This is a genomic window from Parafrankia elaeagni (assembly GCF_000374165.1).
Classification (GTDB): Bacteria; Actinomycetota; Actinomycetes; order Frankiales; family Frankiaceae; genus Parafrankia; species Parafrankia elaeagni.
In genome coordinates this window covers 24,351-50,152 of the sequence record NZ_KB893744.1, presented here as the reverse complement: position 1 = coordinate 50,152, position 25,802 = coordinate 24,351, and the positions used below count along the sequence as shown (strand labels likewise).

At 70.0% G+C, this 25,802-nt stretch carries 16 protein-coding genes and 2 pseudogenes; 7 read left to right on the top strand and 11 right to left on the bottom strand.

What is annotated here, in order from left to right:
- Positions 1-539 precede the first annotated feature (539 nt).
- The gene (locus tag B207_RS40030; RefSeq protein WP_154675545.1) at positions 540-1,073 is read left to right on the top strand and encodes a hypothetical protein; all 534 of its coding nucleotides are present in this window, start codon (positions 540-542) and stop codon (positions 1,071-1,073) included.
- A gap of 3 nt (positions 1,074-1,076) precedes the next feature.
- On the opposite strand, the gene B207_RS0122390 is transcribed toward B207_RS40030, so the two are convergent.
- On the bottom strand, positions 1,077-2,219 hold the full coding sequence (locus B207_RS0122390; protein WP_018638841.1) for a site-specific integrase: 1,143 nt from the start codon (positions 2,217-2,219) through the stop codon (positions 1,077-1,079).
- 296 nt (positions 2,220-2,515) lie between these two features.
- On the opposite strand from B207_RS0122390, the gene B207_RS0122385 reads away from it, so the two are divergent.
- Positions 2,516-2,803: a nucleotidyltransferase family protein gene (locus B207_RS0122385; protein ID WP_026311327.1), complete on the top strand. Its 288-nt coding sequence runs from the start codon at positions 2,516-2,518 to the stop codon at positions 2,801-2,803.
- A gap of 186 nt (positions 2,804-2,989) precedes the next feature.
- Here the strand turns inward: B207_RS0122385 and B207_RS37140 are convergent.
- Positions 2,990-4,376, bottom strand: a pseudogene (locus tag B207_RS37140) (IS1380 family transposase).
- A gap of 63 nt (positions 4,377-4,439) precedes the next feature.
- On the opposite strand from B207_RS37140, the gene B207_RS34975 reads away from it, so the two are divergent.
- From B207_RS34975 to B207_RS0122365, 3 genes are all read left to right on the top strand, one after another.
- Complete coding sequence (locus B207_RS34975) at positions 4,440-5,885, top strand: transposase domain-containing protein (RefSeq protein WP_230205169.1); 1,446 nt, start codon at positions 4,440-4,442, stop codon at positions 5,883-5,885.
- 900 nt (positions 5,886-6,785) lie between these two features.
- Positions 6,786-7,286: a helix-turn-helix domain-containing protein gene (locus B207_RS0122370; RefSeq protein WP_035741773.1), complete on the top strand. Its 501-nt coding sequence runs from the start codon at positions 6,786-6,788 to the stop codon at positions 7,284-7,286.
- Positions 7,286-7,861, top strand: a complete 576-nt coding sequence (locus tag B207_RS0122365; protein WP_018638836.1) for a PIN domain-containing protein — start codon at positions 7,286-7,288, stop codon at positions 7,859-7,861. Before B207_RS0122370 ends, B207_RS0122365 begins: the two co-directional genes overlap by 1 nt.
- A 436-nt stretch (positions 7,862-8,297) precedes the next feature.
- On the opposite strand, the gene B207_RS34970 is transcribed toward B207_RS0122365, so the two are convergent.
- The 3 genes from B207_RS34970 to B207_RS0122350 all read right to left on the bottom strand — a co-directional run bounded on the left by B207_RS34970 (position 8,298) and on the right by B207_RS0122350 (position 10,915).
- Positions 8,298-8,774, bottom strand: a complete 477-nt coding sequence (locus tag B207_RS34970; RefSeq protein WP_018638835.1) for a transposase — start codon at positions 8,772-8,774, stop codon at positions 8,298-8,300.
- A 412-nt stretch (positions 8,775-9,186) separates the two neighbouring features.
- Entirely contained in the window at positions 9,187-10,638 is a 1,452-nt protein-coding gene (locus B207_RS0122355; RefSeq protein ID WP_154675543.1) for a hypothetical protein, read from the bottom strand.
- Positions 10,639-10,654: 16 nt separating this feature from the next.
- The gene (locus tag B207_RS0122350; RefSeq protein ID WP_154675542.1) at positions 10,655-10,915 is read right to left on the bottom strand and encodes a hypothetical protein; all 261 of its coding nucleotides are present in this window, start codon (positions 10,913-10,915) and stop codon (positions 10,655-10,657) included.
- 1,294 nt (positions 10,916-12,209) lie between these two features.
- Between B207_RS0122350 and B207_RS0122340 the strand changes: the two genes are divergently transcribed.
- The gene (locus B207_RS0122340; RefSeq protein ID WP_018638831.1) at positions 12,210-13,925 is read left to right on the top strand and encodes a DEAD/DEAH box helicase; all 1,716 of its coding nucleotides are present in this window, start codon (positions 12,210-12,212) and stop codon (positions 13,923-13,925) included.
- Here the strand turns inward: B207_RS0122340 and B207_RS41770 are convergent.
- The 6 genes and pseudogenes from B207_RS41770 to B207_RS0122310 all read right to left on the bottom strand — a co-directional run.
- A pseudogene (locus tag B207_RS41770) lies at positions 13,925-14,050 on the bottom strand (methylenetetrahydrofolate reductase); the annotation flags it as partial. The gene B207_RS0122340 and the pseudogene B207_RS41770 overlap by 1 nt on opposite strands.
- Before the next feature lie 180 nt (positions 14,051-14,230).
- Entirely contained in the window at positions 14,231-14,530 is a 300-nt protein-coding gene (locus B207_RS0122330; RefSeq protein WP_026311325.1) for a hypothetical protein, read from the bottom strand.
- A 111-nt stretch (positions 14,531-14,641) separates the two neighbouring features.
- Positions 14,642-16,870 (bottom strand): DEAD/DEAH box helicase, encoded by a 2,229-nt coding sequence (locus tag B207_RS0122325; RefSeq protein WP_018638828.1) that lies wholly within the window; start codon positions 16,868-16,870, stop codon positions 14,642-14,644.
- Positions 16,870-18,237: a BREX system ATP-binding protein BrxD gene (brxD, locus tag B207_RS0122320; RefSeq protein WP_018638827.1), complete on the bottom strand. Its 1,368-nt coding sequence runs from the start codon at positions 18,235-18,237 to the stop codon at positions 16,870-16,872. The genes B207_RS0122325 and brxD overlap by 1 nt, the downstream gene beginning before the upstream one ends.
- The gene (gene pglZ, locus B207_RS0122315) at positions 18,234-21,236 is read right to left on the bottom strand and encodes a BREX-2 system phosphatase PglZ (protein WP_018638826.1); all 3,003 of its coding nucleotides are present in this window, start codon (positions 21,234-21,236) and stop codon (positions 18,234-18,236) included. Before pglZ ends, brxD begins: the two co-directional genes overlap by 4 nt.
- Positions 21,233-25,117: a serine/threonine-protein kinase gene (locus B207_RS0122310; protein ID WP_018638825.1), complete on the bottom strand. Its 3,885-nt coding sequence runs from the start codon at positions 25,115-25,117 to the stop codon at positions 21,233-21,235. Before B207_RS0122310 ends, pglZ begins: the two co-directional genes overlap by 4 nt.
- Before the next feature lie 197 nt (positions 25,118-25,314).
- Between B207_RS0122310 and B207_RS0122305 the strand changes: the two genes are divergently transcribed.
- The gene (locus B207_RS0122305) at positions 25,315-25,716 is read left to right on the top strand and encodes a helix-turn-helix domain-containing protein (protein ID WP_018638824.1); all 402 of its coding nucleotides are present in this window, start codon (positions 25,315-25,317) and stop codon (positions 25,714-25,716) included.
- The last annotated feature ends 86 nt before the right edge of the window (positions 25,717-25,802 follow it).

Here is a 25,802-nt window from a genome sequence, read left to right as displayed (position 1 = left end):
ATCTACATGAAGCGGTTGCCGTTGCCCGTGAGACCGTCGCTATTGTTCCGGAAGATCATCAGGCGCGTCCTGCGATGCTGGCTAATTATGCTTCTGCGTTGCAGCGTCGTTTTNAACTGAGTGGAGATCTGGCCGATTTGGGTCAGGCGGTTGCTGTTGCCCGTGAGGCTGTCGCTGTTGTCCCGGTCGAGCATCCTGACCGGGCCGCGATGCTGTCCAATCTTGGCGCAGTTTTGCAGACGCGATTCGAGCGGACAGGTCTTGCATCCGATTTGGACGAATCGATCAAGCTTGGCCGAATCGCTGTTGATGTCTCTTCGCCAAGGAATCCGGAATGGGTAAAAATCGTCAACAACTTCGCCTCTGCCCTCGAAACTCGTTTTAGGAGAACGGGTTCTAAATCGGACTCCGAGATGGCTATTGCAATCCGCAGGGCGGCCGACGCGGCATCTAGTAGCGGAGGTGGCCGTGGGGAAAATTCCCCGGAACCTGAAGGCTCCTTTCGCATTCGGGCTGAGCGAGACGGAGAGTGAGTTCGGGTGGCGAACGAAGAACCCAACAAGCTCACCGTTCTCCTGAAGTTTCTAGAGGTCTTCGAGCTTACGGTTCTTAATGAGCAGGACGGGCAATCTCTGGTCGGTACGACAAGAATTATAAACAGTCAAATTCAATCTTTGATTCAGAATGTCGAAAAATTCGATGGAAATATTCGCGAGGAGGTCTTCATGGGTGACAACTATACGATCGGTCAGGCGGGCGCAGTTGGGCCCAACTCTCACGCTCATGATATAAATTTTTCTCAGCTCTGGAGTCAGAAGTCCAGCGAAATTGATCTGCTTTCGCTGAAAGAGGACTTGGCCATCCTGAAATCTGCCATGGCGCAGCAGGCCGCAGATCCGGAACATTTCGAGTCGCTTGCCCAAATTGCCCGAGCAGAAAATGCTGCATCTGAGGGAGAAGGAGCGGCATCGTTGTCGTATTTGGCGCGCGCGGGTAGTTGGGCGCTTGGGATAGCGTCGGCAATCGGCGCAAGCGTAGCGGAAAGTGCAATCGGTGCGGCTATCGGCACTTGATAATCAAGCGTCCAACGCTTCAAGTAGCGCTGCCGCTCCGGTGTCGGCAATTTTACGACCGAAGTAGCGGTCTTGGGTGAGGCTGACTTGGCGGTGGCCGAGTTGGTCGGCGGCGGCACGGGCGGTCAGTCCGGCGCTGTCCATCGCTGAGGCGACGGACTTGCGGCCGACGATGTGGGAGGTCGCCCACTCCATGCCGACGGCCTTGAAGGCGTCGCGCAGATCGGCCTGAGTGTTCGACGGGTCGCGTAGTCCGCCGAGCTGAGCGGGGAAGACCGTCACGTCGTCCGGCTGGTTGTCGAAGCGCTGCTTCAGGGTCCGGATCATCCAGGATGGGAGTTGCAGGCGGCGGTGGCCGGCCTTGGTCTTGGGCTTCGGCTTGTTGAACAGCCCTTGGCCCTTGATCCGTACGACGGTCGAGCGGATCTCTATCCACCCCTCGTCGAGGTTCACGGCACTCCACGTCAGACCGGCGGCTTCGCCGATGCGGACGCCGGTGCTCATGAGCAGGTCGACGAACTCTGGAATATCGCGCCCGACGGCCTTCGGGTCGTTCCGGAGTGCGACACGCAGCTCTCGGAGCTGGTCGAGGGTGAGGGCCCGCGGCTGTTCCTTGGGAGTGGCCTCGGCGATCGGTCCGGCGTCGCGTACGACGTTGCGGTCGAGGGCGTCGTGACGGGCCGCGAGACCGCACATGCCGGAGAGGACAGCGCGGGTCTGCTTGGCGGCGGCCGGTCCGTGCTTCTCGGCGATGATGGACAGGAAGCGGTCGACGACACCGACCGTCAGTTCTCGGATGCGCAACTCGCCGAGGCCAGGGATCACGGACTTGTCGAGTCGTGTTCGGTAGGCGGCGGTGGTGTTGGGGGAGCGGTCCTGGCGCTGGACGGACTCGTACCAGGCTTCGGCGAGAACGGCGACCTTCGCTTCGGCGGTGATGGCGCCGGTGCCGACGTCGACACGGGCGCGGTCCCGTAGGGCCTTGCGTAGCGCTTGCTCCGCGGCGCCCTTGGTCTTGGCGTGGCGTTCGACGAGCCGCGTGCGCCCGTCGAAGTCGCGGTACCGGGCGCGTGCGCGGTAGCCGTCGCCGTACTTCGCTGTGTACAGGTTGCCGTAGGTCCCGAGGTTCAGTGAGGGCCTGGCCACGAGGTCACCGCCGTCCGTTCTGGGCGCTTCGCCGGTGTCTCTGACGATACCTTGAGCCCCACGGAAACCCCACGGAAATCATGAAAAAACTTGGTAGACGGTGATGGTCAACTGCTCGTGCTTGGGAGCAAGTTCCCCTAGTGGTAGCCTGTATCGAGGGACAGTGGTGGAGAGTGATTAATGATCACTTAGAATCCGTCGGTCGTGGGTTCGAGCCCCACCCGCCCCACCAGATGTCCGTAGCGGTCGGAGGTTTGGTGGTGTCGTCAGAACGGAGGGTGGCCGAACGGGCCCCGGTGACGCTTGACGACGTGCGCCTGCACCGCGAGGAGATCATCACTCTGGGTCATCGCTTCGGTGTCCGCAATGTGCGCGTCTTCGGTTCTGTGGCCCGCCGTGAGGCTACGGTGTCCAGCGATCTGGACCTGCTGATCGACGTCGAGCCCGGCCATGGGTACTTCGATATGGCCGCCTTCGCGTTGGCGGTGGAGGATCTGCTGGGCGTGTTCACCCGGGTCGCGACCGAAGGCGGACTCAAACTGCGTATTCGTGATCGCGTTCTCGCCGAAGCCGTACCGGTCTGAGCCTGGATGCACCGAAGAATGCGGCGGCCTTCTCGTGGGTGCCCGTAATGTCCGATAACGGATTGTAGTTGTCGGTGGGTGTGGTTGTGCTGCCGCTGACGGGTTCGGCGGTGTGTCCGGTGGTGGCTGTCGGGAGTTCGAAGGTGAGGTCCTGACCGGGTGCGTGGTGGTGCGGGGCGGGCTGGGTCAGCCGGCTCGTGTCGTGGTGGCTGGGCCGGGTGGGGGGTGGCCGGCCGTGGTGAACAGGCCGTGCCAGGGGTGCTGCGCGTGCCAGTGGGTGGGCAGGTGCAGGGTGATGTGTCCGCGGCCGTGGCGCGCGAGCCGGGCGGGGATGTTGACCAGGTGGGTGCGCAGGGTGGCGCCGCGGGCGCGGGCGTGGAACGTCGAGGCCAGGGTCCCGGCAGCGTGTAGCAGGTTGTGTGCGGTGGCGGCGAGGGTGAGCCAGGCGGCGTTCGCGGTGAACACCCCGGAGGGCAGGTGCGCCAGCGGGCCGGCGGCGAGGTCGGCGAGGACCTGTTCGATCTGGGCGTGGTCGCGGTGCTGGGCTTCGGCCTGGGCGAGCCCGAACGGGCTGTCGGTGAACACGGTGTGATAGCGCCAGGTGGGGAAAAGCTCTGCCTGGCCGGCGGTGGTGTTCTGGTCGCGGACCCGGCGCACGAGCAGGCGGCCGTGGGTGTGGTGGCGGCCGGATTCGAAAGCGGTGTAGGCGATCTCGGCGATCTCGGCGTCGGAGACCCAGGCCCGGTGGGTCTCGTCCCAGACGGCGCGGGGGTAGCGGATCGGGGTCCAGGCGTCGGGCGGGATCCCGTCGACGGTGCGGCGGATCTTCGTGTCGACGGGGGTGGTGACGGAGAACCGGGCTCCGGCGCGGCGGCAGGCCGCCACGAACGTCCCGGAGTAGTAGGCGGAGTCGGCGCGGACGATCAGGGTGCCGGTGGCGCCGGCGTGCCGGGCGGCGGTGATGGCCTCGGCGACGAACGACGCCGCGCCCCGGGCGGACCCGGCGTTCCCGCCGCGGAGCCGGGTGCCCGCCGCGGAGCCGGGTGCCCGCGATCACAGGTGCGGCCTGCGGGGTCGACAGGGTGGCGACCAGCGCGTTCAGGCCCCGGACCAGCAACGACTTTCCCGCGATCTTCGTGTGGCCGAACGCGGCGCCCTGCTTGGCGGGGCCGAACACCCGACGCTGGCTGGAATCGACATCGAGGAACGCCACCGTCTCCGCCCCCGGCAGCAGCGGTGCCCGCTGGGCCAGGGCGGTGAGGAACAGCCGGTTGACCTTGTCGAGTTGGCGGACGTTCCCCCAGTCCAACGCCCGCAGGAAGCTCCCGAGCGTGGACGGGGCCCGGACCCCGGCGAACAGTTCCTCGACCGCCCCGTTGCGGAGCAGTTCCATGTCCTCGATGCTGTCGGCCCCGGCGACCATGCCCGCGACCAGGCACCCGATCTTCACCGTGGCGTTGACACGGTTCGGGTCCACCGGCCGCAGATGCTCGTCGAGGAGCTCGGGGAGACCGGCCTGCTCCGCCAGGCGCAGCACCGGGACCAGCCCCAATGCCACTTCCACTAGTTGGATCTTGACCGGTTGTGGTGTGTCGGTTCGGGTGGATCTGCCTGGTTGACGGCATGATCGTGGGCTGTGACGGACACGGGTAGCCAGCTGACGGACTGGATCTCGCTGGGGGTCCTGACGTCGTTCGTCTCGCGGGATGCGGTTGATGAGGCGATCGATGCGACCGGGACGGGTGCCCGGCGCAGCGACACGACGATCCCGCCGCGGGTCGCGGTCTACTTCGTGATGGCGCTGGCGTTGTTCGCGGACGACGACTACGAGGCGGTCGCGCGGCGGCTCGCCGCCACGCTTGACGATCTCGACGTTGTCGGGCCGCGGTGGGAACCGACCTCGGGCGGGCTGACGAAAGCCCGCCAGCGGCTCGGTTCAGCGCCGCTGGCGGAACTGTTCTCGCAGGTCGCGGCGCCGGTCGCGGACCTCGACACGGTCGGGGCGTTCCTCGGCCCGTGGCGGCTGATGAGTATCGACGGACTGGAGTGGGACGCGCCCGCCTCGGCGGAGAACATCGCCGCGTTCGGCCTGCCCGCGGGCCGCGACGGCGCGCCCGGGGCGCTACCGAAGGTCCGCGCGGTCACCGTGTCCGAGTGCGCCTCGCACGCGCCGGTGCTGGCCGCGCTCGGCCCGGCCGGCGGCGCGAAACCCGCCAGCGAGCAGGCTCTGGCCCGCACCCTGTACCCACGGCTGGCCGAACGCTGGCTTCTGCTCGCGGACCGCAACTTCTGCTCCTGGACGGACTGGTGCACGGCCGCGGGCACCGGCGCGGCACTGCTGTGGCGGGTCAAGGCCAGCCTGCGGCTACCGCCGCTGCGCGCGTTGTCCGACGGCTCGTACCTGACGGTCCTGGTCAACCCGAAGATCACCGGGAAGGCGCGGGACGCACTCGTCGCCGCGGCCCGGGCCGGTGAGGTACTCGACCCGGCGAAAGCCCGCTACGCCCGTCTCGTCGAGTACGACGTGCCCGACCGGGACGGCGACGGGAAACACGAGATCATCGCCCTGCTCACCACGATCCTCGACCCACGCGACCGCGACCGCCCTGGCCGGGGCCTACCGGCACAGATGGGAACACGAGATCGGCAACAGGCAGCTCAAGACCTACCTACGCGGCCCGGGGAAGGTCCTGCGCTCGAAGCACCCCGACATCGTCTACCAGGAGATCTACGGCTACCTGCTCACCCACCACGCGATCAGTGCGCTGACCTGCCAGGCCGCGACCGCCGCCGGGATCGACCCCGACAGGATCAAGTTCAAGCGCGCTGTGAGGATCATCCGGGACCGGGTCGTCACCGACCCGGCTTTTTCCCCCTGACCAGCGGGCACGCACCCAGGGCGAGATCGCCACCGACATCACCCGACCGACCCGGCTCAACACCCGCCGCGAACGCACCTACCCCCGCGCCGTCCGCCGGGCGCGCCACAACCAGTACCCGGTCAAGAAACCCGGCCAGCACGGCCTCCGCCACCACACCCCGCCCACGATCAGGCTCGCCGACCCCGCGAAACCCCAGCTAGCAGCTTGATCGACTTAGCGGAAGTGGCATTGGGTCTACTGCGGAGAGCCACGTTCGTCCGCATCGTACGTAACAGCATGACTTAGGCGCCCAACTCATCTCCTCTAATACCCTCGCTGGGTATCGGCCGAATCCCGGGGGATGCAACGACAGACCCACAATGCCATTGCAGAGATACGGCGCCGGTTTCAGGCAGCTTTCCGGCGGATGTTCTGTTTCCATCCCTGGAGATTTGGGTTCAGTCAACCCAGATTTCGCCATATCACGCGGGCCCCCCGGCGCGTCGATCCGTCCGCCTGGACTCAGGCCGCCGATTTTCTGGCATGCTACTGTCCCTTATCACCTTTCGGATCAAGGTAAGCCATCAGGCCCTGGAACACTCCTCCAGTTCCTCCCGGCTCAGCCGGGGATACAATGTGGCGCACCGGGTCGCAGAAGTAGACCGGAACGCCGGTGGCGACAGGGGCGTCAGTGCCCCCGTACCCATAGCCGCCCAGCCTGCCGCGAACCGCGACGATCCCGATGCGCAGCACACCCACACTCAAGATAGTCAACGCTGTTACTGGATGTAGCCGCCGCTTATGATCTTGGTCGTCAGGAGCCTGGGGCCTGGGAGCAGATCCGTTACCGGGCACCAGCACGACCGGGGGATTCCTCCGGGTCCGGGCGCTGGTGGGCTGGTAGTCGATGACGCCGTGATGCACGGGATCGCGGACTGGGAACACGATGCCGGGCCCGGGGTGCGGTCGTCTTCCCCGTTTGGCGGGGAGCGTGGACGGCGAAGTAGGCCTTGAGATCCGCCAAGCTCACCTCGCAGGGCCACCCGACTGCCGCCCACCCCCAGCGGCGATCATTTTCGATTTTTTCGATTTGGGTTATGCTGGCGGGCGTGAAGGACGCGATGACGACACAGGCGGGTGTGGCGTTCCCGCCGCATGACCTGGGCGCGCTGCTCGACCTGGCCCGTTTCCTGGACCTCCACGCCGAGCCCGCGCTGCTGCTCGGCCCGGACGGTGAGCAGGTACCGCTGCCGGAGGAGGTCTACCGGCTGCTGGTCGAGGTCGTGAACTCGATGCGCCAGGGAAAGATCATCACGCTGGTGCCGCACACCCGGCGGCTTACCACTCAGGAGGCGGCCGACTTCCTCGGGATCAGTCGCCCGACCCTCGTCCGGCTCCTTGAGGAGGGTCAGATCCCCTTCGACCAGCCCGGCCGTCACCGCCGTGTCCTGTTCACCGACCTGCTGGCCTACCAGGAGCGGCGCCGCGCCGAACGTCGTGCCGCACTGGACCGGATGACCGAGGACGCCAGCGAGGCGGGACTCTACGACGCCAGGCCCGAGGACTACAAGGCCGCCCTCAAGGCGGCCAGGCGGCGATCCGCTGGCACGACGGCGACCTGATGCCCCCGTACACGGTCGTGCTGGACGCCTGTGTCCTCGTGCCGATCTCGCTCGCCGACACGCTTCTGCGCGCCGCGGAGAAGGGTCTCTACCGGCTGCTGTGGTCCGAGCGCATTCTCACCGAGGCCCGGCAGGCCACCGAGGAGATCCATCCGGGTGTCGACGTCGCGAAGCGCTTCGCCCACATGCGGGCAGCCTTCGACGATGCCCTCGTCGAAGGCTGGGAAGGCCTCGAGGCCGGGATCACGCTGCCCGACTCCGACGACCGCCACGTCGTCGCGACCGCCATCCGAGGCGGCGCGCACGCCATCGTCACCGCGAACCTCGTCGACTTCCCCATGTCGGCGCTCGGCCCGCTCGGCCTGCGGGCGATCCACCCGGACGACTTCCTGCTCGACCAGCTGGACTTCAGTCCACCCACCATGCTGCGTGTCATCCAGGAACAGGCCACCCACACCCGGCGGCCGCCCCTCACCCAGCAGGACCTCTCCGCCGTCCTCGGACGAGCGGGCGCCCCCCGCTTCGCCGACGAGATTCTCCGCCTCACGGCCACACCCCTCGGCGACAGCCTCTGACATGTCAAATGACAGAGAGTGAGGGATGGTGGGGCCTCGTCGCCGTTCCGGTGGTGACGGTGTGATGCCGAACTGGGCGGCACACGACGGACGGAGTGGCACGGTACGAGACGACGGAAGCCGCTGACCGGCCTGGACGGCACGACCCGGCATCCGGTGGCGCGGAACAGGACGGCTGGGGCGGCACTCATAATCCGTCGGTCGTGGGTGCGAGCCCCACCCGCCCCACCCATCCTGACCTGGTCGTTCGTGAGGGCTAAGACCCGACGAAGATCAATATCTGGCCGATGTGATGCCAAGGCGAAGCCATTGTGTCAGCAACCAAAATCCTGGGCTCGAATCCTGGTCGCGGAGCGTGACCACTGGCGTGAAGCGTTGGCGCCGAGACTGCGGTGATCCGCCACAGGCGGATCTTGAAGGTGCGACCGCACAAGAGTCACGCTCGGCCGGGTCCGTGGCTCCGCCAGGTGACGGAGAACCGGGCTCCGGCGCGGTGGCAGGCCGCCACGAACGTCCCGGAGCAGTAGGCGGAGTCGGCGCGGACGATCAGGGTGCCGGTGGCGCCGGCGTGGCGAGCGGTGGTGATGGCCTCGGCGACGAACGACGTCGCGCCCCGGGCGGACCCGGCGTTCCCGCCGCGTAGCCGGGTGCCCGCGATCACCGGTGCGGCCTGGAGGGTCGACAGGGTGGTGACCAGCGCGTTGAGGCCCCGGACCAGCAACGACTTCTCCGTGATCTTCGTGTGGCCGAACGCGGCGTCCTGCTTGGCCGGGCCGAACACCCGACGCTGGCTGGAATCGACACCGAGGAACGCCACCGTCTCCGCTCCCGGCAGCAGCGGTGCCCGCTCGGTCAGGGCGGTGGGAGACAGCCGGTTGGCCTTGTCGAGCTGGCGGACGTTTCCCCAGTCCAACGTCCGCAGGAAGCTCCCGAGTGTGGACGGGGCCCGACCCCCGCGAACAGTTCCTCGACCGCCCCGTTACCGTTCGGGTCCACCGGCCGCAGATTCTCGTCGAGGAGCTCGGACAGGCCGGCCTGCTCCGCCAGGCGCACCACCGGGACCAGCCCCGCGCAGACGATCACAGGTCAGGGTCGTCGAACCGCGCGTGCGTCCTGGACGCCGCAGGCAACAATCGCACCTGCGAAGTGCGCTCTCGATCTGGCGGACGGAAGCGTAGAGAACTCTCATCCTCCCAGCTCAGAGGGCACTTCCGCGTTCAGGAACCCCAACGGTCAGCCATAAGCGACGGTGCATCCAGGCTAAGCGATAAGCACAGGTTCGCCGAACCTCAACATCTCCCTTCGGTGCGGCTCCGGGAGGATCTTCATCGGTCGAGAACCTCCATGAGGATGCCCGTGCCGTCGGCGCCGACATCGGCCGGCAGGTTCTGCCGTCCGCTGCGTGCGCGCCAGCGGCCCACGACATCCCGCGCACGCCGAAAGGAACGGGCCAGCCGGTGATCGCTGAGCAGGCCGTACAGCTGCTGCTCGACTCCGCGCCGGACGACGAGAACCCTGCCGTCGGGAAGGGGCATGCGGTGGCTGATGCCGAAGAACTCAAGGTCGGGCCCAAGCTGGAAGGAGGACCGGATGCTGGTGAAATCCGGCGGGGGTGAGACATCATCGTCGAACGGCAGCTGACCCGATGCCGGCGGTTCAGGCCGCAGCCAGGCCGGAAAGTAGGTGTCCGCGCCGGCTCTGTCGCCGGCGTACAGCAGAGACGTGAAGGCGGAACTCCGTGCGAGCATCTGCAGTAACCACCGTCGGCGCTCTGCCGGGACCTCCAGGATGTCGGCCGCACCCCGGATCGGCCGGAGCAGCTCCTCGGAACGCCAACCGGCTTCGGCTCGTCTGCGTGCGATCTCCTCATCGGTGAGCTGCCCGCCGGACCGGTGGATGTCGGCATCCAGATAGGTGGGGTGGCGCCGGGGGAACGGAAACGGTTCCGGATCCTCCGTCACGATGTCGTCGAATTCACCTGCCGCTCCGGAGAGGAGGTTCTCGTCGCCCGGAGGATCGAAGACGTGACAGGATATTCCGGCCGTGTCCAGCTTCGTGGCGACCATGAGTCCGGGGGGTGTGCGACCGTCGATCCGAAGGGTTGACAGCTGCACGCTCGCCTTTGCGAGCTGCGCCCTGATCCTCGACATTTCGCCATGCGTGCCTTTGCATTCGAGCAGGTAGATCTTGGTGTGAAAGCGACCTGCTCGCAGTTGGGTGCCGAGCAGGATGTAGTCGGGTCTGCCGAGACTGGAGCCGGCGGAGCGCACTGAGTGACCCAGGGTGGACCCGTCGGCCAGCGCTACCTCCGCGTCCATCGCCTGGAACCGGAATCCGGGGTGGCGGCTGTTCAGCACCGCCCGGGCGACGACCATCGCGAACCCGATGCCCAGGTGCTCGGACTGCGCGGTCTTGTGGTGGTGCACCACGCGGCTGGTGTCGCCGATCGCCAGCTGCGGGAGCGTGCTGACCCCACGGGTACGGGTGGTGAGGGCGCCGCAGTAGCGGACCTGCGCCCAGTGCCGCGCCATGTCGGAGAAGGGCCCGTCGGGGTAGAAGGTGGTCGCGACGCCGAGCTCGCGCAGCACGTTCATCGGGCTCGTCCGCACCCAGGGCCGGACCCGCACCAGGCTGGGATCCTGGCGGTAGAGATACAGCGGTTTGGTTGTGGCCAGCTTTGCTGCCATCTCCGCGATAGCGGCCTGCTCGCTTGGCTCCGACAGTGTTGCCACCACGCCCGGTCTGCCCATCGCCGCGAGGACGTCGTTCATATCCACTGTCGGCTCCGGATGGTCACTGCGACCCGGCAGCTGCGCCTACGAGGACGATCAGCCCGCTGAGGACGAGGAGTGAGGAGACGGTGAGGTTTCGCATCGTGATTCGGCGGGGCGCACCGTCGAGAACAGCCTGCACCTCGCTCTCCCGCGGTGGGATGCGCATCGCCAGCGCGGCACGATGAAAGGGAGACACCTCGTTCGGCGGCCACATCACCGCGCGTAGATCCCGACGCTTGACCGGGGCGTGGCTGTTGCACCCGGTGAGCCAGCCGTTCACCCACATCTCGCAGATGCCGCCATCTGTGCGATAGGCGCGGCAGAGTGTCGGCCATCGAAACGCAAGCAGGAACGAGATGACGAAAACTGCGGCGAATACCCAGGGCCAGGCCACTCCGATCCCCAGCGCCAGCCCGCCGGAGGCAATCGCAAGATAGGCAGCCGCGTGGAGGTTCTTCCGCTCGCGCCGACTGAGACTCCGGGTGCTGCGAGCCTGCGAGCGACCGCGTGGCCGTTTCGATCGGGGCGCGGATCTACCGCGCGCTGGTCTTTTTTTCCGGCCCGACGGCCGGGAACGTCCAGCGGCCACGACGGACCTCCGGCTCAGGGGAGAAACAATGTCACTTTCTTGATCGTTGTGGCGTGTTCGGTGAACGCGCACGAGAAAGAAAACCTGCAGGCAGGCGTGACCGGCAGGGATGGCGACCAAGCTATTTTTAGCACGCGATGTGTGGTGTGTGAGGTCGAATCCGGAAGAATTCGCCGGCCGTTCTCGTCGCCCGCGGCCATCCGCCCGCCGGGTGTTCGCGGCCCTCGACGCCGACGCGCTGGTCACGGCGCTGGGAACCTGGGCGGCCGTGGCGACCAGCCCGGACACGGGGACACAGCGGCGGGTCGCCGTGGACGGCAAGACTGCGCGCGGGTCCCGCGCCAGGTCCGGACCGGCAACGCCCCAGGTCATGGCCAGTCCGCACAACCTCGCGATCACGGTTCTGCGCCTGACCGGCGTCACGAACATCGCTGCGGGAATCCGCTGTCAGGCCCGCCTGGCCGGAGCTGGTCCTTCCCGTCCCGATTCGGCGTGCCTGGGAAAGAGTCACCTTCAGGTGACATGATCGGAACCCTCGGCCGGTTCACCGGCGACGACCTGGGGCTTCCTCAGAGGCTCGGTTGGAGCAGGTGTGCCAGGCTGCGTGGGTTCGTCCAGAAGCTGGGCGGTGGGGATGCAAGGGCGGGCGGCTGGTGGTGTACGCCGCGCCATTGCTGCTCCCGACTGTGCTCAGAGCGGAGGGTGCCGGCCTGACTCGCGGACCACTCCGGACCTGTGGGGAGAGATCCGCGACGAGGCTGCGGACCTGGCCGGGTCGCGCAGATCGACGTAGGACTGCCGGCCCTGGTCCATCAGCATCAGCCAGCCGCCGGGACGGTCATCGTCGGCCAGCAGTTCGAGCCGCGGTCCGTTCTCGCCGCCCCTTCGCTCACCGTGAATGTTCCTTACCGGCTGGGCGGTGCGCGGGGCCCGGCCCCGGCCGCCAGCTTCACCGGGCTGCCGCGCGGGAACCGTATCCTCAGGTGTGACCGAGTCCGAAGACCAGCAGACGTTCCAAGACCTCGGGCTTGGCACCGCAGTCCTGCGAGCCCTCACCGAACTCGGCTACGAGGTGCCGTCGCCGATCCAGATCGGCACGATCCCCGCCCTGCTCGCGGGCCGCGACGTCGTCGGCCTCGCCCAGACCGGGACCGGCAAGACCGCCGCGTTCGCTCTCCCAATCCTGTCCAGGATCGACGTGCGCAGCACCTCCACCCAGGCGCTTGTGCTCGCCCCGACCCGGGAACTGGTCCTGCAGGTCGCCGAGGCGTTCGGCCGGTATGCCCACCACCTCACCGGCCTGCATGTGCTGCCCGTCTACGGAGGGCAGGCCTACGCTCCCCAGTTGGCCGGGATCCGCCGTGGCGCGCAGGTCATCGTCGGCACTCCCGGGCGGGTTATCGACCACCTGGAACGCGGGACGCTCAGTCTGGGCGGCCTGCGCATGCTGGTCCTCGATGAGGCCGACGAGATGCTCCGGATGGGCTTCCAGGAGGAGGTCGACCATATCCTCGCCGCCACCCCCGATGCCAAGCAGGTCGCGTTGTTCTCCGCGACGATGCCCGCGCCGATCCGCCGCATCTCCCGGCAGTACCTGCGTGACCCGGTTGAGATCACCGTCAGGGCGCGGACCGTCACGGCCGCGAATACCCGGCAGCGGTTCCTGACCGTCGCCGGGCCGCGCAAGATGGACGCGCTCACCCGGGTCCTCGAAGTCGAGCCGTTCGAAGCGATGATCATTTTTGTGCGGACGAAGTCGGCAACCGAGGACGTCGCCGAGCGGCTGCGCAGCCGCGGGTTCGCCACCGAGGCGATCAACGGCGACCTCAGCCAGCCGCAGCGGGAGAAGCTCATCGCCCAGCTCCGCGACGGCACTCTCGACCTGCTCGTCGCCACGGACGTCGCCGCCCGCGGCCTCGACGTCGAACGGGTCACCCACGTCGTCAACTACGACATCCCCACCGACCCGGAGTCGTACGTCCACCGCATCGGCCGTACCGGCCGCGCCGGGCGCAGCGGTGAGGCGCTGCTGCTCGTCACCCCCAGGGAAAAGGGCCTGCTCGCCGCGATCGAGAGGGCGACCCGCCAGCCGCTCGCCGAGATGGAACTGCCCACCGCGGAGGATGTGAACGCCCAGCGGGTCGCGAAGTTCCACGACGCGATCACCGCCGCGCTCGACGCGCCAGCCCACGCCGTCTTCAGAGACCTGGTCCTTGGCTACACCCACGAGCACGACGTTCCGCTCGCCGACATCGCCGCGGCGCTGGCCGTGATGACCCGCCATGAACAGCAGGAGTTCCTCCTCCCGCTGGACATCGCCCCGCCTGCCCGCGACAGGCCCGCCCGCGACAGGCCCGCCCGCGGCGCGGGCGGGCCGCGGCCGGCCTATGCCACCTACCGGATCGGGGTCGGGCATCGCCAGCGGGTCACCCCGGGCCAGATCGTCGGGGCGCTCGCCAACGAGGGCGGCCTGGACCGGGCGGATTTCGGACGGATCGACATCCGGGCCGACTACAGCCTCGTCGAACTTCCCGCCGACCTGCCCAGGGACACCCGGCAGGCATTGACCCGCACCCGCATCGCGGGCCAGCCCCTCAACCTGCGCGCCGAAGGGCCAAGCCGGGAATCCGGCGCGCGGCTCGGCGTCAGCCGCCGAGGAAAACCCGCCCCTTCCGCCCGCAGGACGCGCCGCCCCGTCTGACGCGGGGCCTTCCTCTGCACCTCGTGGGCGACAGCGATACTCGACACCGTCGCCCGCCCGATGTGGTTGTCGGGGATCAAAAACGCGTCGGCGGCGGGGCTCAGGACGCCGAGCAGATGACCCGCCCGCCCAGGCCCACCAACCCGCGCGAGCGCGTCCTTGTCGCCGCGACAACGATCCGGGTCACACTCGCCGCCTGGCCCTGGGTCGTCGAGGTGCTCATCCGCGACGACAAGGTCGGCCAGGCGGGAGCCACCGCCGCACTGCCGTGGCCGACACCGGCCCAAGGATTTCAGCCCCAGGGGTCAGTGGGGGGTGGCCGGCTCCCCGGCATCGCCCGCCGCCGTGGTCGCCTGGGCGCCCTGCGACCGGATGCGGGGGCGCCACTGCTCACGCCACGCGTCCACGGTCGAGGCGCGCCAGCGCGGGCGGCGCCGGTTCGCGGGCCGGTCGAGGTCAGGGTCGTCGGGCGGTGGCGCGGTTCCGTCCGCGACGTAGGCGCGCCAGGACGAGGGGGTCAGGCACAGGCGACTGGCCACCTCGGTCACGTACATCAGCGGGTCGGTGTCCATCTGGCCATGGTGCCCGTGAGGACTGTCCGACATCGAACGCTCCCCCCACCTATCGGGATCCGGTCGGCTCCGCGGGTGCGCTGGAGGGCGACTGGGCGATGGTGGAAGACGAGGCCAGCACGGCGGGGGTGGCCTCCGAGCAGATCACTGCGATTCGCGCCGAATGGTGTACCACCGGACCGGTTCGGCGAGAACCGCCTTCGCGCTGGGCAGGTCGGCCAGGCGGGTGGCGAGGGTGGCTTCGGCCAGGCGTGGGGGTAGGGCCGCGTTGAACTTCAGGCCGGCCAGGGCCTGTTCGTCCACGTGGGGCAGACAGAGCCGCTTTTCCAGATCCGGAGTGGCGGCCTTCCACATAGCCGGGGTCAGGTCAGAACGTAGCCGGATGAATGCTTCGTCGGCGTTCTGACGGGGGTCGGCGAGATCGCCGAGGGAGGCGGTGAGGGTGCGGTTGGCGAGGTGGCCGGCCCACGTCCACCAGCGGACGTCGGCTTCCGCCTCACGCACGATCATGGTGCCGGCGGGGTGGACGAGGTCGGTGTGCTTCTCGCGGATCTCGGTCAGGCGGGTGGCGGCGCGTGTGGTCGTGGCGACCTGGGGGTCGGCTCCGAGGAGGACGTCGCGGATGGCTCTGACCATGGTGAAGGACAGCGGGGGAAGGGCGCTGGTCCAGCGGGCGCGGCCCCCGCTGTCGGCGGGTTCGACGAAGCAGCGGCGGCGTTTCCAGTCGGTGTGGGTGACACGCCAGCTGCGGCCGGCGAGCAGGAGCAGCCGTGGGCCTTCGACCGGGTCGCAGAGGAGCATCGGGTCGGTGCGGCCGATCTCGGTGCGGCCGGAGAGGACGGTGAACTCGGGCGCCGCGGTGAAGACGGCGGTCAGTTCGGAGAAGTGCCGGTGGCCGAAACGGCGTTCGGCTTCCGGGCCGACGAAAAGCATGCCGCCGTCGGAGTCGAGGAATCCCAGGCGGAGGAGGTGACGGACGATCGGTTCGGCGGACTGGTCGAAGGGCGCCAGGCCGTTCCACTCGTCGGCCCAGAGCCGGTCACCGACTTTGTTCTCCTGAAGGCAGTAGGCGAGCAGTTGCTGGGCGACGATGTGCCGTGGCTCGGGTGGGGCGACGACCGGTTCGACCCAGCCTCGTCCCCACAGCAGCAGCAGGCCGGCGGCCTGGACGAGCGCGTCCTCGGTGAGGGTCAGGAACAGGCAGTTGCGGACGGTTCCCGGCCGGCGCCCCGTCCGGCCGAGGCGTTGGAGGAACGACGCGACCGAGCCGGGGGCGTTCACCTGGATCACGCGGTCGAGGTCGCCGACGTCGATGCCCAGTTCCAGCGTGCTGGTAGCGACGATCACGCAGTCGCGAGCCTGGGCGAACGCCTCTTCGGAGCGGCGCCGCTCGTCGAGCGACAGGGACGCGTGGGAGAGAAACGTGGTCACGCCGCGGGCACGCAGTTCGCTGCCGAGCTGTTCGACGAGCTGCTTCGAGTCGCAGAAGACGAGCCGTTTCTCGCCCGGGTGCAGCGTGGCGAGTACCTTCGCCGCGTTCGGCACCGAGCCGACGTAGTCAAGCGCGATCTCGCCCGGCGGCGGGCCGGCCGCCGACGCGGTTGCGACCGCCGGCACGGCAGGTGCGACCGGCATGTCGGGCGCGACCACAAGACCGGGCCGGCGGCCGGCGCCGGAGCCCTGGAGCCAGCGGAGCAGGTCGGCCGGGTTGCCGACCGTCGCGGACAGTCCCACGATCTGCAGCTCGGGCCGGACCGCGCCCGCGCCGGCCGCTTCGGCTGCTTCGGCGGTGATGATCCGTCGCAACCGTTCCAGCACGGCCAGCAGGTGCCAGCCCCGGTCGTCACCCGCGAAGACGTGCACCTCGTCGACGATCACAGCCCGTACGCCGGCGAAGAAGCCGCGATGGTCGGTGCGGACGCTGACCAGCATCGCTTCGAGCGACTCGGGTGTGGTGAGCAGGACGTCCGGCCGTTCGCGACGGATCCGCTCCCGTCTGCTGGTCGTCACGTCCCCGTGCCAGACGGCGGCCTGGCGCCCGAGCCAGCCGGTGTACGTCTCCAGCCGGGGAGCCAGATTGTTCAGCAGCGCCTTGAGCGGACAGACGTAGAGAACGGACGTGCCCTGCCAGTTCTCGGACGCCATCCGCGACAGCGTCGGGAACATCGCCGCCTCGGTCTTCCCCCCGGCCGTCGGCGCCAGCAGCAACGCATCCGACCCACCGAGCAGCGGCGCCACCGCAGCCTCCTGCAACGGCCGCAACCCGGGCCACTGCAACGAGTTCACGATGTGGTGCAGCACCACCGGATGCAGCAGGTCCGGTGCGTCGAGTGGTGCCGTGTCCGGTGGTGCCACGTCCGGCCGGTCCGCCATTACAGGTCCAGGTCGATATCGTCGGCGGATATGGCAGATGTGGCGGATGTGGCGGATGCGGCGGCTCGTCCAGCGAAATTGCGCTCCAGGTCCGTCATCTCGGCAGTGGTGAGCGTCAGCGGGTAGTCCCGGCGCGGGTCGAAGTCGGCGTGCTGGTCGACGCGGTCGAGAACGTCGGCGACGAGCTTCTTCAGGAACAGCCGTGGCGCGACGCCGACCTTGCCACCGAGCCGACCCGCGACCGCGCCGGCCAGCTCGGCGAGATAGGCGTCATCGGCCAGCCTTTCGATCCGGGCCGCGGCCTCGAGTGAGGCGCCGCCGGCGAACAGCCCCCGGACCCGCGCTCCGAGCTCGATGAGCGACGCCTCGGTGAAGCCGGTGAGCCGGAGCTGCACCGCCCGCGGATTGTCGAACCGTGCGTCGGTCGAGAAGTCGGTCGCCAGCCGCTGCGCGAGCGGCGCGAGCCGCTGCACCCCCTGTGGCCCGTCGTAGAACGCGGGTGTTCCGGTGATCACGATATGCAGCCCAGGGAATCGGCCGCCCTGCACCTCGTCAATGAGCTGGCGCAGTGAGTTCAGCGCCTTGTCTCGTGCGTCGGAGCGGACTCGCTGCAGCGTCTCGACTTCGTCCAGCACGACGAGCAGCCCCTTGTACCCGCTGTCGCGCAGCACGACGAGTAGTCCCTGCAGGAAGCCCAGCGCCCCGAAATGGTCCAGGTCGCCACGGACACCGGCGGCCCGGCGGGCGCTGGCGGCGACGTGCGGCTGCCCGCCGAGCCAGGCAAGCAGCGCCGACGCGGTCGCCTCGTCACCGGCCACGATCGCGGACCGGTAGCCACGCAGCGCGGCGGCGAACGCCGGCGCTGTTCGACCGACGTCGAGCAGCCGCCGGTCGAACAGCTCGCCCACCGCCTTCTCCAACGTGGCCGGGTCGTTGCCTGCCGCGGCATCGGCGGCGAGGACGTCCTCCTCCAGCGCATAGAACCAGCCATCGACGACGTTGCGCAGCGCGCTCGGCGGAAAGGTCGACGTGGCGAGCCGCTCGGTGAGCCGCCGGTAGACCGTTTCCAGCTTGTGCAGCGGCGTCTCGTTCTCCGAGATCTGTACCTCGGCCGTCGCCAGCCCCGCCCTTTTCGCCCGCTCGGCCAGCCACCGGGTGAAGAACGTCTTTCCCGACCCGTACTCGCCCCGCACCGCCTTGAACACCGACCCGCCCGACGCGACCGCGGCCAGGTCCTCGCCCACGGAACGCTCGAACCTGTCCAGCCCCACAGCCAGCAGATCCAGCCCCGCGGCCGGCACCGCCCCACGCCGCAGGGCGTCCAGGACGTCGCGTCGCCGCGCGGCGCTGACGGCGGCGCCGGTCACCCGAGCGGCCCGAACTGCTGGCCCAGCAGGTCCACGTTGAGCCGCAGTGTGTGCCCGTCGTCGAGCGGCTCCAGCACCGGGTAGTTGTCGACGTTGAAGACTCGCTGCAGGTTGACGGCGAAGCCGGCGGCCCGATGCGCCAGCTCCCCGGCCCGCTCGGCGACGACGCTGGTCGCCAGCGTGCCACCCGCGTCGAGCAGCGCTCGCACCGCCGCCTCGACCTTCTCGACCGGCACCCGCCGCGCCAGGCCACCGAGCTGGGACCGGAACAGCTCGCTGGCCAGCAGCGCGGCGACGAGCACGTCGACACCCGTCGTCGGCGCGGCCTCGGCGGGCACTGGCGACGCGGCCGATGCAGCCGACATGGCCGGGGCCGCCTCCTCCGGCAGGTCGAACAGCGCGGGACCGGCCTGCGCCTCCGCAGCCTTGTGCCGTTTGCGCGATTGTGTCGTCGGCACGGCGACGGGAGCGGCCTCGCCACGGTGCCGACCGACGAGCACGGTGTCGCCGCCGCCGAGCCCGGCGAGCAGGTCCTGCTGCTCCAGCGACCACCAGCGGGGCCGCTGGTCGGGTAGCAGCCGCCAGCCTGCCGGCACATTGCGGCTCGTCGACGCCGCCGACAGGCGGAACGGCAGGAACGCCAACACGGGCACGGTCACCTCCGCCGCCGCCGCGCCGCCGTGGTAGCCGCCCTTGCGGCCCCGGTAGTGCAGCTCCGAGTCCCAGAGCGCGACGATCCGCGCGCCGGGCACGAGCACCCGCGGCCCGGTGAGTGTGACCTCGCCGTCACGAAGATCCGTGGAGACACCGTCAACCGGGATGCGGTGCCGAGCCGAGATGGCGTCCTCGGCGGCCACTGCCGACGCGCCGTGGTCGAGAACGTGGCCGTGGTCGCTGGTGAGGATCACGGCCCGGTCGGCGGTCTGCGCGTAGCGCAGGATGGTGCGCAGCTTGCCGACGTCGGCGAGGCTCCAGCCGCCGTCGTCGCGCTGCCGGCCGGAGTCCAGCAGATCGTCGATGGTGTTGATGACGACGGCGACGAGCGGGGTGTTCGAGGTCAGCTCGTCGCTGAGCTCCCGGTCGAGCGCGGAGCCCGGCGTGCCGTCGAGGTCGGCGTGGTGGAACAACCGGACCGCGCGCCGCTGCCAGCGCGGGTGAGCCTCGAACTCGCTTTTCTCCTTCGCCTTGTCGCCCGTCAGGAGACGGCCGGCGAGCAGCGAGGCACGCGACCTGTCCGTCACCGTCGGCAGGACGGCCAGTGCGGCCCGCCGCCGGGCGGCGCCAGCGCTGGTGCCGCCCGCGCTGGTGCCGCCCGCACTGTCGCCGCCCGCGCTGGCGCCGAGCGGGTCACATTCCTCCCACCGCTCGCCTCGCAGCGCGGCGGCGAGCTGGATGGCGACGGCGGCGCTCATCCCGTCGAGCACGACGAGCAGGGCCTTGCCCCGGGCCCTGATGACTGGGGCGACCACGCGGTCGAGGACCTCCTCGATGCCCAGCGGCGCGCCCTCGGCCTCGCTGGGCAGGCTGCCGGTCGTCGTCCAGTCCGCAAGCAGCCGGGCGAACCGGGCGTCGAGGGCATGCCGCCGCCGGATCGCGGCCCGGTACAGGTCGCCGTAGACGGCGCCGACCGTGGGCGACGGGTCGCCGACGGCGAGCTGCCCGAGCGCGACGTCAGCCCAGGCCGCATCGTCGAGATAGCCCTCGAGCGCGGCAGCGAGCGTGCCCGGCCCGTCCACCGGCCGACCGGCGAGCCAGCCGGCGACGCGGGCCGCCATCTCGGCCCGCTCGACCTGCCCGGCCTCGAGACCGGCGAGCAGATGCGCCCGCAGGACGTCGACGGCGGCCGCGACCTCACGGGCCGAGGCCCGCAGGAACGTGTGGTGCACGCCGGAGCCGGCCGCGGCCAGGAAACCACGCAGTGTCGCGGCGACGGCGGACAGCCGGCCGTCGAACCCGGCCCGCAGGATGTCGCTGGTCGCGCCGGCAGCCCGCGCGTCGAGCTCGTCGAGCAGCCGGTCGGCGGTGTCGAGCAGCCCCGGCAGGTCGTCCGGCGTGTTCATCCCGGTGCGGACGGCCTCACGGACCGCGTCGGCGAACCGGCGCATGGTCTCGTCGTTGAGCTGGGTGTCGCCGAAGTAGCGTTCCACCCGGCCCTTCGCCCGTTCGACGGCCGCGGCGTCCAGGCTGGGGGAGCGGCCGTCCTTCCCGGGCCACAGGCAGTCGCAGACCAGGCCGAGGGCCAGCGAACGCTCGCCGTTGCCGGCGGCGACCAGCGTGGTCAACGCGAGTCCCGCGTGCCCGGTCCGCTCCCGCAGGAACGCGGTGATGCCGGCGCGCTCGTCGTCGCCGAGCCGACGGAAGGCCTCGGTCGCCCCGGGAACCGTCGTCCAGCGCAGCAGCGTGGCGATGTCCAGGTCGGCGGCACCGAGGCCCAGCTCGGTCAGGCCGAGCCGGACGGCGGTCAGCTCCGCCAGCGCGTCCTCGAGGCTGAGGACACCGCCTGGCCGGCGCGGCCAGCCAGCCGGCGGACGTGCCTCCAGCAGTGCCTTGGCCATCCAGCGGTAGGCATGTGTGCGCAGCCGTGGGTCGAGCTGGGCGGCGCCGAAGTCCTCCGCGACCGCGGCCCACGGCTCGATCACGTCGACGCGTTGACGGTGGACCTGGGCGAGCACGGTGTCGCCCAGGGTCTCCTCGTCGGCGTCGGTGAGCAGCACGAGCCAGCCCTCGGGCACCGGCTCCCGCCCCCAGCGCGCGACCTCCTCGAGCACGCCGAGCGGCGAGACGCAGGCCACGACCCGCACCGTCCTGCCGCCGACCAGCAGCTCACCGGGACCGGGCCACTCGGGCTGTGCCCGCACCAGCAGGATCCGCGCACGCCTGCCGGTGCCGGCCGACCCGCGCAACAGCCGGGCGACCCGGCCGACCAGCATCGCGTTGGTGACCAGCGGCGCGGGCGTGCCAGAGCCCGTTGGGCCGGCCGCGGGTGACAGGACGCTCACCGTGCCGGCCGCCAGATGATCTCGACCTCGCCGGGCTGGTCACCGACATATTCACGGACCTCGGTGACTGCCTGCTCCAGCTCGGCCGGCCGCACGCGCCACTGCCGCTGGGCCGGAGGACTGGTTCCCTGCCCGGGATCCGCCGGGCCGTTCCCGCCGATCACCACCGGCTGCTCGCTGGGCGGGGATGGAGTCGGGTCGGTGGGCCGCGGGTCGGTGGGTGGCGCGCTGACGGCCCGGCGGATGAGCTGGGCCGCCCTGGCCCGGGAGCTGGTCAGCACGTCGGCGAGCGGGGTCGTCAGCTCCTCGGCGGCGCCTGCCTTCCGGATGCGCCCGAGGATCTCCTGGGCCTCCGTCCGGTAGGGCTCCGGCAAGGTGGCGATCATGCCGAACATCTCGCCCCACGGGGCGGACGTGACAGCGCCGGCGACGGCCGCGGCGCGGCTGATGCTGCGCGCCAACCGCTCCGCCGGACCCGCGAGATCGGCATGCGCCAGCCGCGTGACGATCTCCGTGCCGGCCTTCGGGCCGTCCAGCGCCGCAACCAGGTCGTGGGCGGCCCGGGCGGTCCGAAGACGTCCCGCGGTGGCTCCGGCGGGCTCCAGGGCACACCCGGTCCGTGGGTCGAGACCGAGATCGGCGGCGTGTGCCTCCAGCGCGGTCACCAGGTCCCGCGTCGCCGTGAAATGGTCCTGGGCCTTCTTCGTCAGCTCCTCGGCGAAGGTGCGGATCAGCCGGCCGCGCCGCAGCGGCGGCGGCTGCACTCCGAAGAGGGCCTGAGCCCGCTGGCCGGCGGCGGCCCAGTCCTCGGGGCTGGGCAGCGGCTGCTCGCGCAGCGTCATGTCCCTGATCCCGGCCGTCAGCTCGGGCGGGGCGGGCAGGATCCCGCCGTACCTGTACCAGGCGCGGTCGGTCTGCTCGGCGAACGCGTTGACGATCAGCGCGGCGACCGGGCTGTCCAGGCCGCGCGGCCTCGGCTCGTCGATCCACGTCAGCAGGTCGGCCACCCGCAGCTCGCCTTCCGCACCGCCGGAGCCGGAGCCGTCGCCGGAGCCGCCGCCGGGACCGCTGGCCGCGGCCTGCGCCGCCTTCCGGGTGAAGTGGTCGACCCACTCCCGGCCGAGCTCGAAACGCGCCTCGTGCATGATCCCGAGGCCGAGCGCCGGCGCTATCCGCCGCATCGGCGCCCGGTCGCTGCGGATGACCTCGACCGAGTTGCCGTTGGCCTCGGCCGCCTTCGCCACGTAGGAGAGGACGAGCTTGTAGTCGGCCGGCCTGGCGGGGTGGCCGGTCTGGTCGGGGTCGAGGTCGGGATGGCCGGGGAACTGGTCGGCCAGCAGGTCCCCGACGAGCCGCCGCGCGGCTTCCCGGAACGTCGCCCCGAAGGCCAGCGTGGGGGTGAGCCCCGGCCACAGGGTGCGCAGCCAGTCCGAGTAGTCGCTGGCGTCCTGCTCCTCGCGCTTCGCCAGCCCGTAGGCCATCCGCAGCAGGGTGCGGGTCTTCGTCAGCAGCGCGTCGTACCGGCTCTTCAGCACGCCGCGGGCGCGCTGCCGGTCGTCGGCGCTCAGGTGCTGGGCGTGGCTGTCGAACCGGTTCCGGTTGAGCAGGTGGTCGAGCCGGACGAGCATCCCGAGATCCGCGAGCCGGGTGGCGGTCAGGTCCGCCGGGATCCAGCAGACCGTCCGGTGCGGCGCCCCACCGCCACGCAGCCGTTCGACCCGGGCCCGCGCGTCCACCGGCGGCCTGCCGGCGTCGTCGAACGGATAGTCGATCACCAGCCGCCAGGACTCCGGATCCGCCGGTTCCAGCTGGTCGTCACGCAGGTCCGCGCCACGCAGCGAGCCGAAGACGACCTCGGCGGAGCGCCTGGAGCCCCGCCACACCAGGTCGAGGCGGTCGCCGTAGGCATCGTCGGTGACGGTGACGCCCAGCTCCTCGACGAGCAGCTTCCTGACCAGGGCGCGGCGGTTGCCGCCGCTGTCGTAGGCGGTCGTCTGGCTGAGAATGCCGTCGATCTCGACGTCGACCAGCTCCAGGCCGACGCCCGGATCACCGCCCTCGACCGGCAGGAACTTGACCTCGCCGAACTGGCCGGCCCAGCGCTCGACCTTCTTCCCGACGATGCCGAACTCGCCGCCCGGGATCGGGCTCGTGATGCTGCCGTGGTTGAGCGCGGAGAGCCGCCGCGGCGTCAGGTTGCGCAGGGCCGGCACACTCGGCGCCAGTGCGGAGAGCAGCAGCGTCTTCACCAGCCGGTCGTCGGCGGTGAACCGGCGGACCTTGACGGCCAGCTCCCCGTCGACGGCGGCGCCGGTCGACTGGGCGCGGCGCACCCGGGCGAGGATGTCCTCGTCGAGGCCCTCCGTGTCAAGCAGGTAGGGGCGCAGCTTGCGGTTGTAGAGCCGCTGCGCCGCCTCGAACTCGACCTTGAGCACGTCGGTGAACGGGGCGTCTCCGCCCCGGGTGATGACGTCCCACAGATCGCCCAGCGGGATGACCTGGCCCAGGCGCAGCTCGTCCCGCTGCGCGACGAGCAGCTGGCGCATGAGCTTGAGTGCGGTCCGGTTGCGCTGCAGGGCGGAGGAGACGTGGACGAGGGTCTCCATGAACGCCGGGCTGAACGGGTAGGAGAGCCTGAACGCGTCCCGGTCGGCGCCGAGCTGGGCGCTGCCGCCGAGCATCGTGTCCCACACCTCGGCGCGGACCTTCGCCGTCGTCTCGAACGCCTTCTCGATCCGGGCCGCCGCGGCGGTGTCCTTCGCGCGCAGGAGCCGCCGGTTGGCGATCAGCGGCAGGTTCCGGTCCTCAAGGATGATCTTGTCGAACCGGCCGTCGGCCAGGGTGAGCACGTCGAGGAAGCTCAGCCGGACGTCGCCGGCGATCGACTCGCCGACCAGTTCCCGCAGGTCACGCTGCCGGGCGATGAAGCTGACCACCGGGATGGGCCGGGCGCCGAGCCCGCCCTCGACGAAGTTCGTGACCTTCTGGACCTCCCGGGAGACGAACGCCTGGTCACCCATGTTGTTCGCGAGCCAGAGAATCAGCTCGTCGAGGAACAGGATGACCGCGTCGTAGCCCAGGCCCTTCGCGTGCCGGGCGATCTCGCTCAGGCCCTGGTCGAGGGAGATGAAGCCCTCGGCGTCCTCGCGCAGGTCACGGTAGGTGTTCGGGAACCAGGTCGAGAGCAGGTCGGAGGTGAGCCGGCGCCGCGCCGCCGCGTCCGCGCCGGTCGGGGCCAGCGCCGCGTCCAGCTCGGCGGCCGTCCAGGAGGCGTCATCGCCCCACTCGTCCTCCTCGGCATCCTCGCCTCCGCCCGAGCCCGCGCGGTTCAGCTCCTCCAGGAAGGCCGCGTCGCCGACCTTCGCGCGCAGGCCACGTGCCTCGTCGAGCAGCGCCTCGGCCCGGTGCACCGCCGGGATCGGTGCCTCGGGGTGCAGCGCGCGCAGGCGGTCGGCGTAGCCACCCAGGACCCGCTGCTCGATCGACTTCGCACCCAGCATGTGGAACGGGACGAGCAGGAACTTCTTGCCGGCCAGGTCGCCGTCGTGCTTGCCGAGCACGGCGGCCAGGTCGTCGAGCGCCCGCGCGGCGGGCTCGCCACGCAGCAGCGCGTGCAGCACCGCCATGAAGTGCGACTTGCCGGAGCCGAACGAGCCGTGCAGATAGACGCCCTTGGACGCGCCGGTGCCCACCGCCTGCGCGATCAGGCCGAGCGCCTCGTCGAAGTTGTGCACGAGCCGGTCGGTCAGCACGTAGTCGCGCATCGTCGCGGCCGCGTCGGCGACACCCTCGGTGAGCTTGAGGACGAAGTCGCTGTCCGACGTCCGCTCCGGGATGTCGATGACGTCGCGCAGCAACGGCTGAGACGACGGGCTGGTCATACGGCCCCCCGGGCTTGGTCGTGCGAGTACTGGTGCGGCTTTGCCTGCGCGACAGCCAAACATACCGTGATGTGTCGCAGGCTACCTTCACCGGCCGACGCTCCATCGGTGCTTGGCTTGCCCGGATCGACCACGCCCGCTAGTTTCACCTGTGACACCTGTGACACCTGGGTCATCTGTGATGCTTGGAGGGCGGCGTGATCGAGCACCTTGCGACCGCGGAGATCTCGGCTGAGCAGCTGGACGAACTCGAGCACTTCGCTCGAGATACCGCCGGCCCGCAGCTACGTGACCTGCTGCTCGGTCTCAGTCGCTACATCCGTGACGGGGCGACGATCACCGCGACCAGCGACGCCGCCTCCCTGACACCCAGCCAGGCGGCCGAGCGGCTCGGGATGAGCCGTACCCACCTCTACAAGCTCCTCGACCGCGGCGAGATCCCCTCCCACCGCGTCGGCCGCGACCGCCGCATCCCGCTGCGCGACCTCGCCCGCTTCGAGGCTGAGCGCCAGCATGATCGCCGCGAGCTCGCCGAACGATTCGCCACCCAGCACCGCACCCGCGCCGACGCGATCGATGAGATCGCCGACCCGCTCTGAATCTCCGCTCAGGCCCGCAGCCACCTGACCCGGAGCTGGTTCCGTGTGAGCCAAGCCGGTAGTGTCCGAGTCGTCACTGATTGGTA

Bases quoted from the DNA above. Each gene is read 5' to 3' on its own strand.
- B207_RS0122370 (WP_035741773.1), top strand. From the start codon at position 6,786: ATGACGACACAGGCGGGTGTGGCGTTCCCGCCGCATGACCTGGGCGCG.
- B207_RS0122365 (WP_018638836.1), top strand. From the start codon at position 7,286: ATGCCCCCGTACACGGTCGTGCTGGACGCCTGTGTCCTCGTGCCGATC.
- B207_RS0122330 (WP_026311325.1), bottom strand. From the start codon at position 14,530: ATGTCGGACAGTCCTCACGGGCACCATGGCCAGATGGACACCGACCCG.
- B207_RS0122325 (WP_018638828.1), bottom strand. From the start codon at position 16,870: ATGGCGGACCGGCCGGACGTGGCACCACCGGACACGGCACCACTCGAC.
- B207_RS0122310 (WP_018638825.1), bottom strand. From the start codon at position 25,117: ATGACCAGCCCGTCGTCTCAGCCGTTGCTGCGCGACGTCATCGACATC.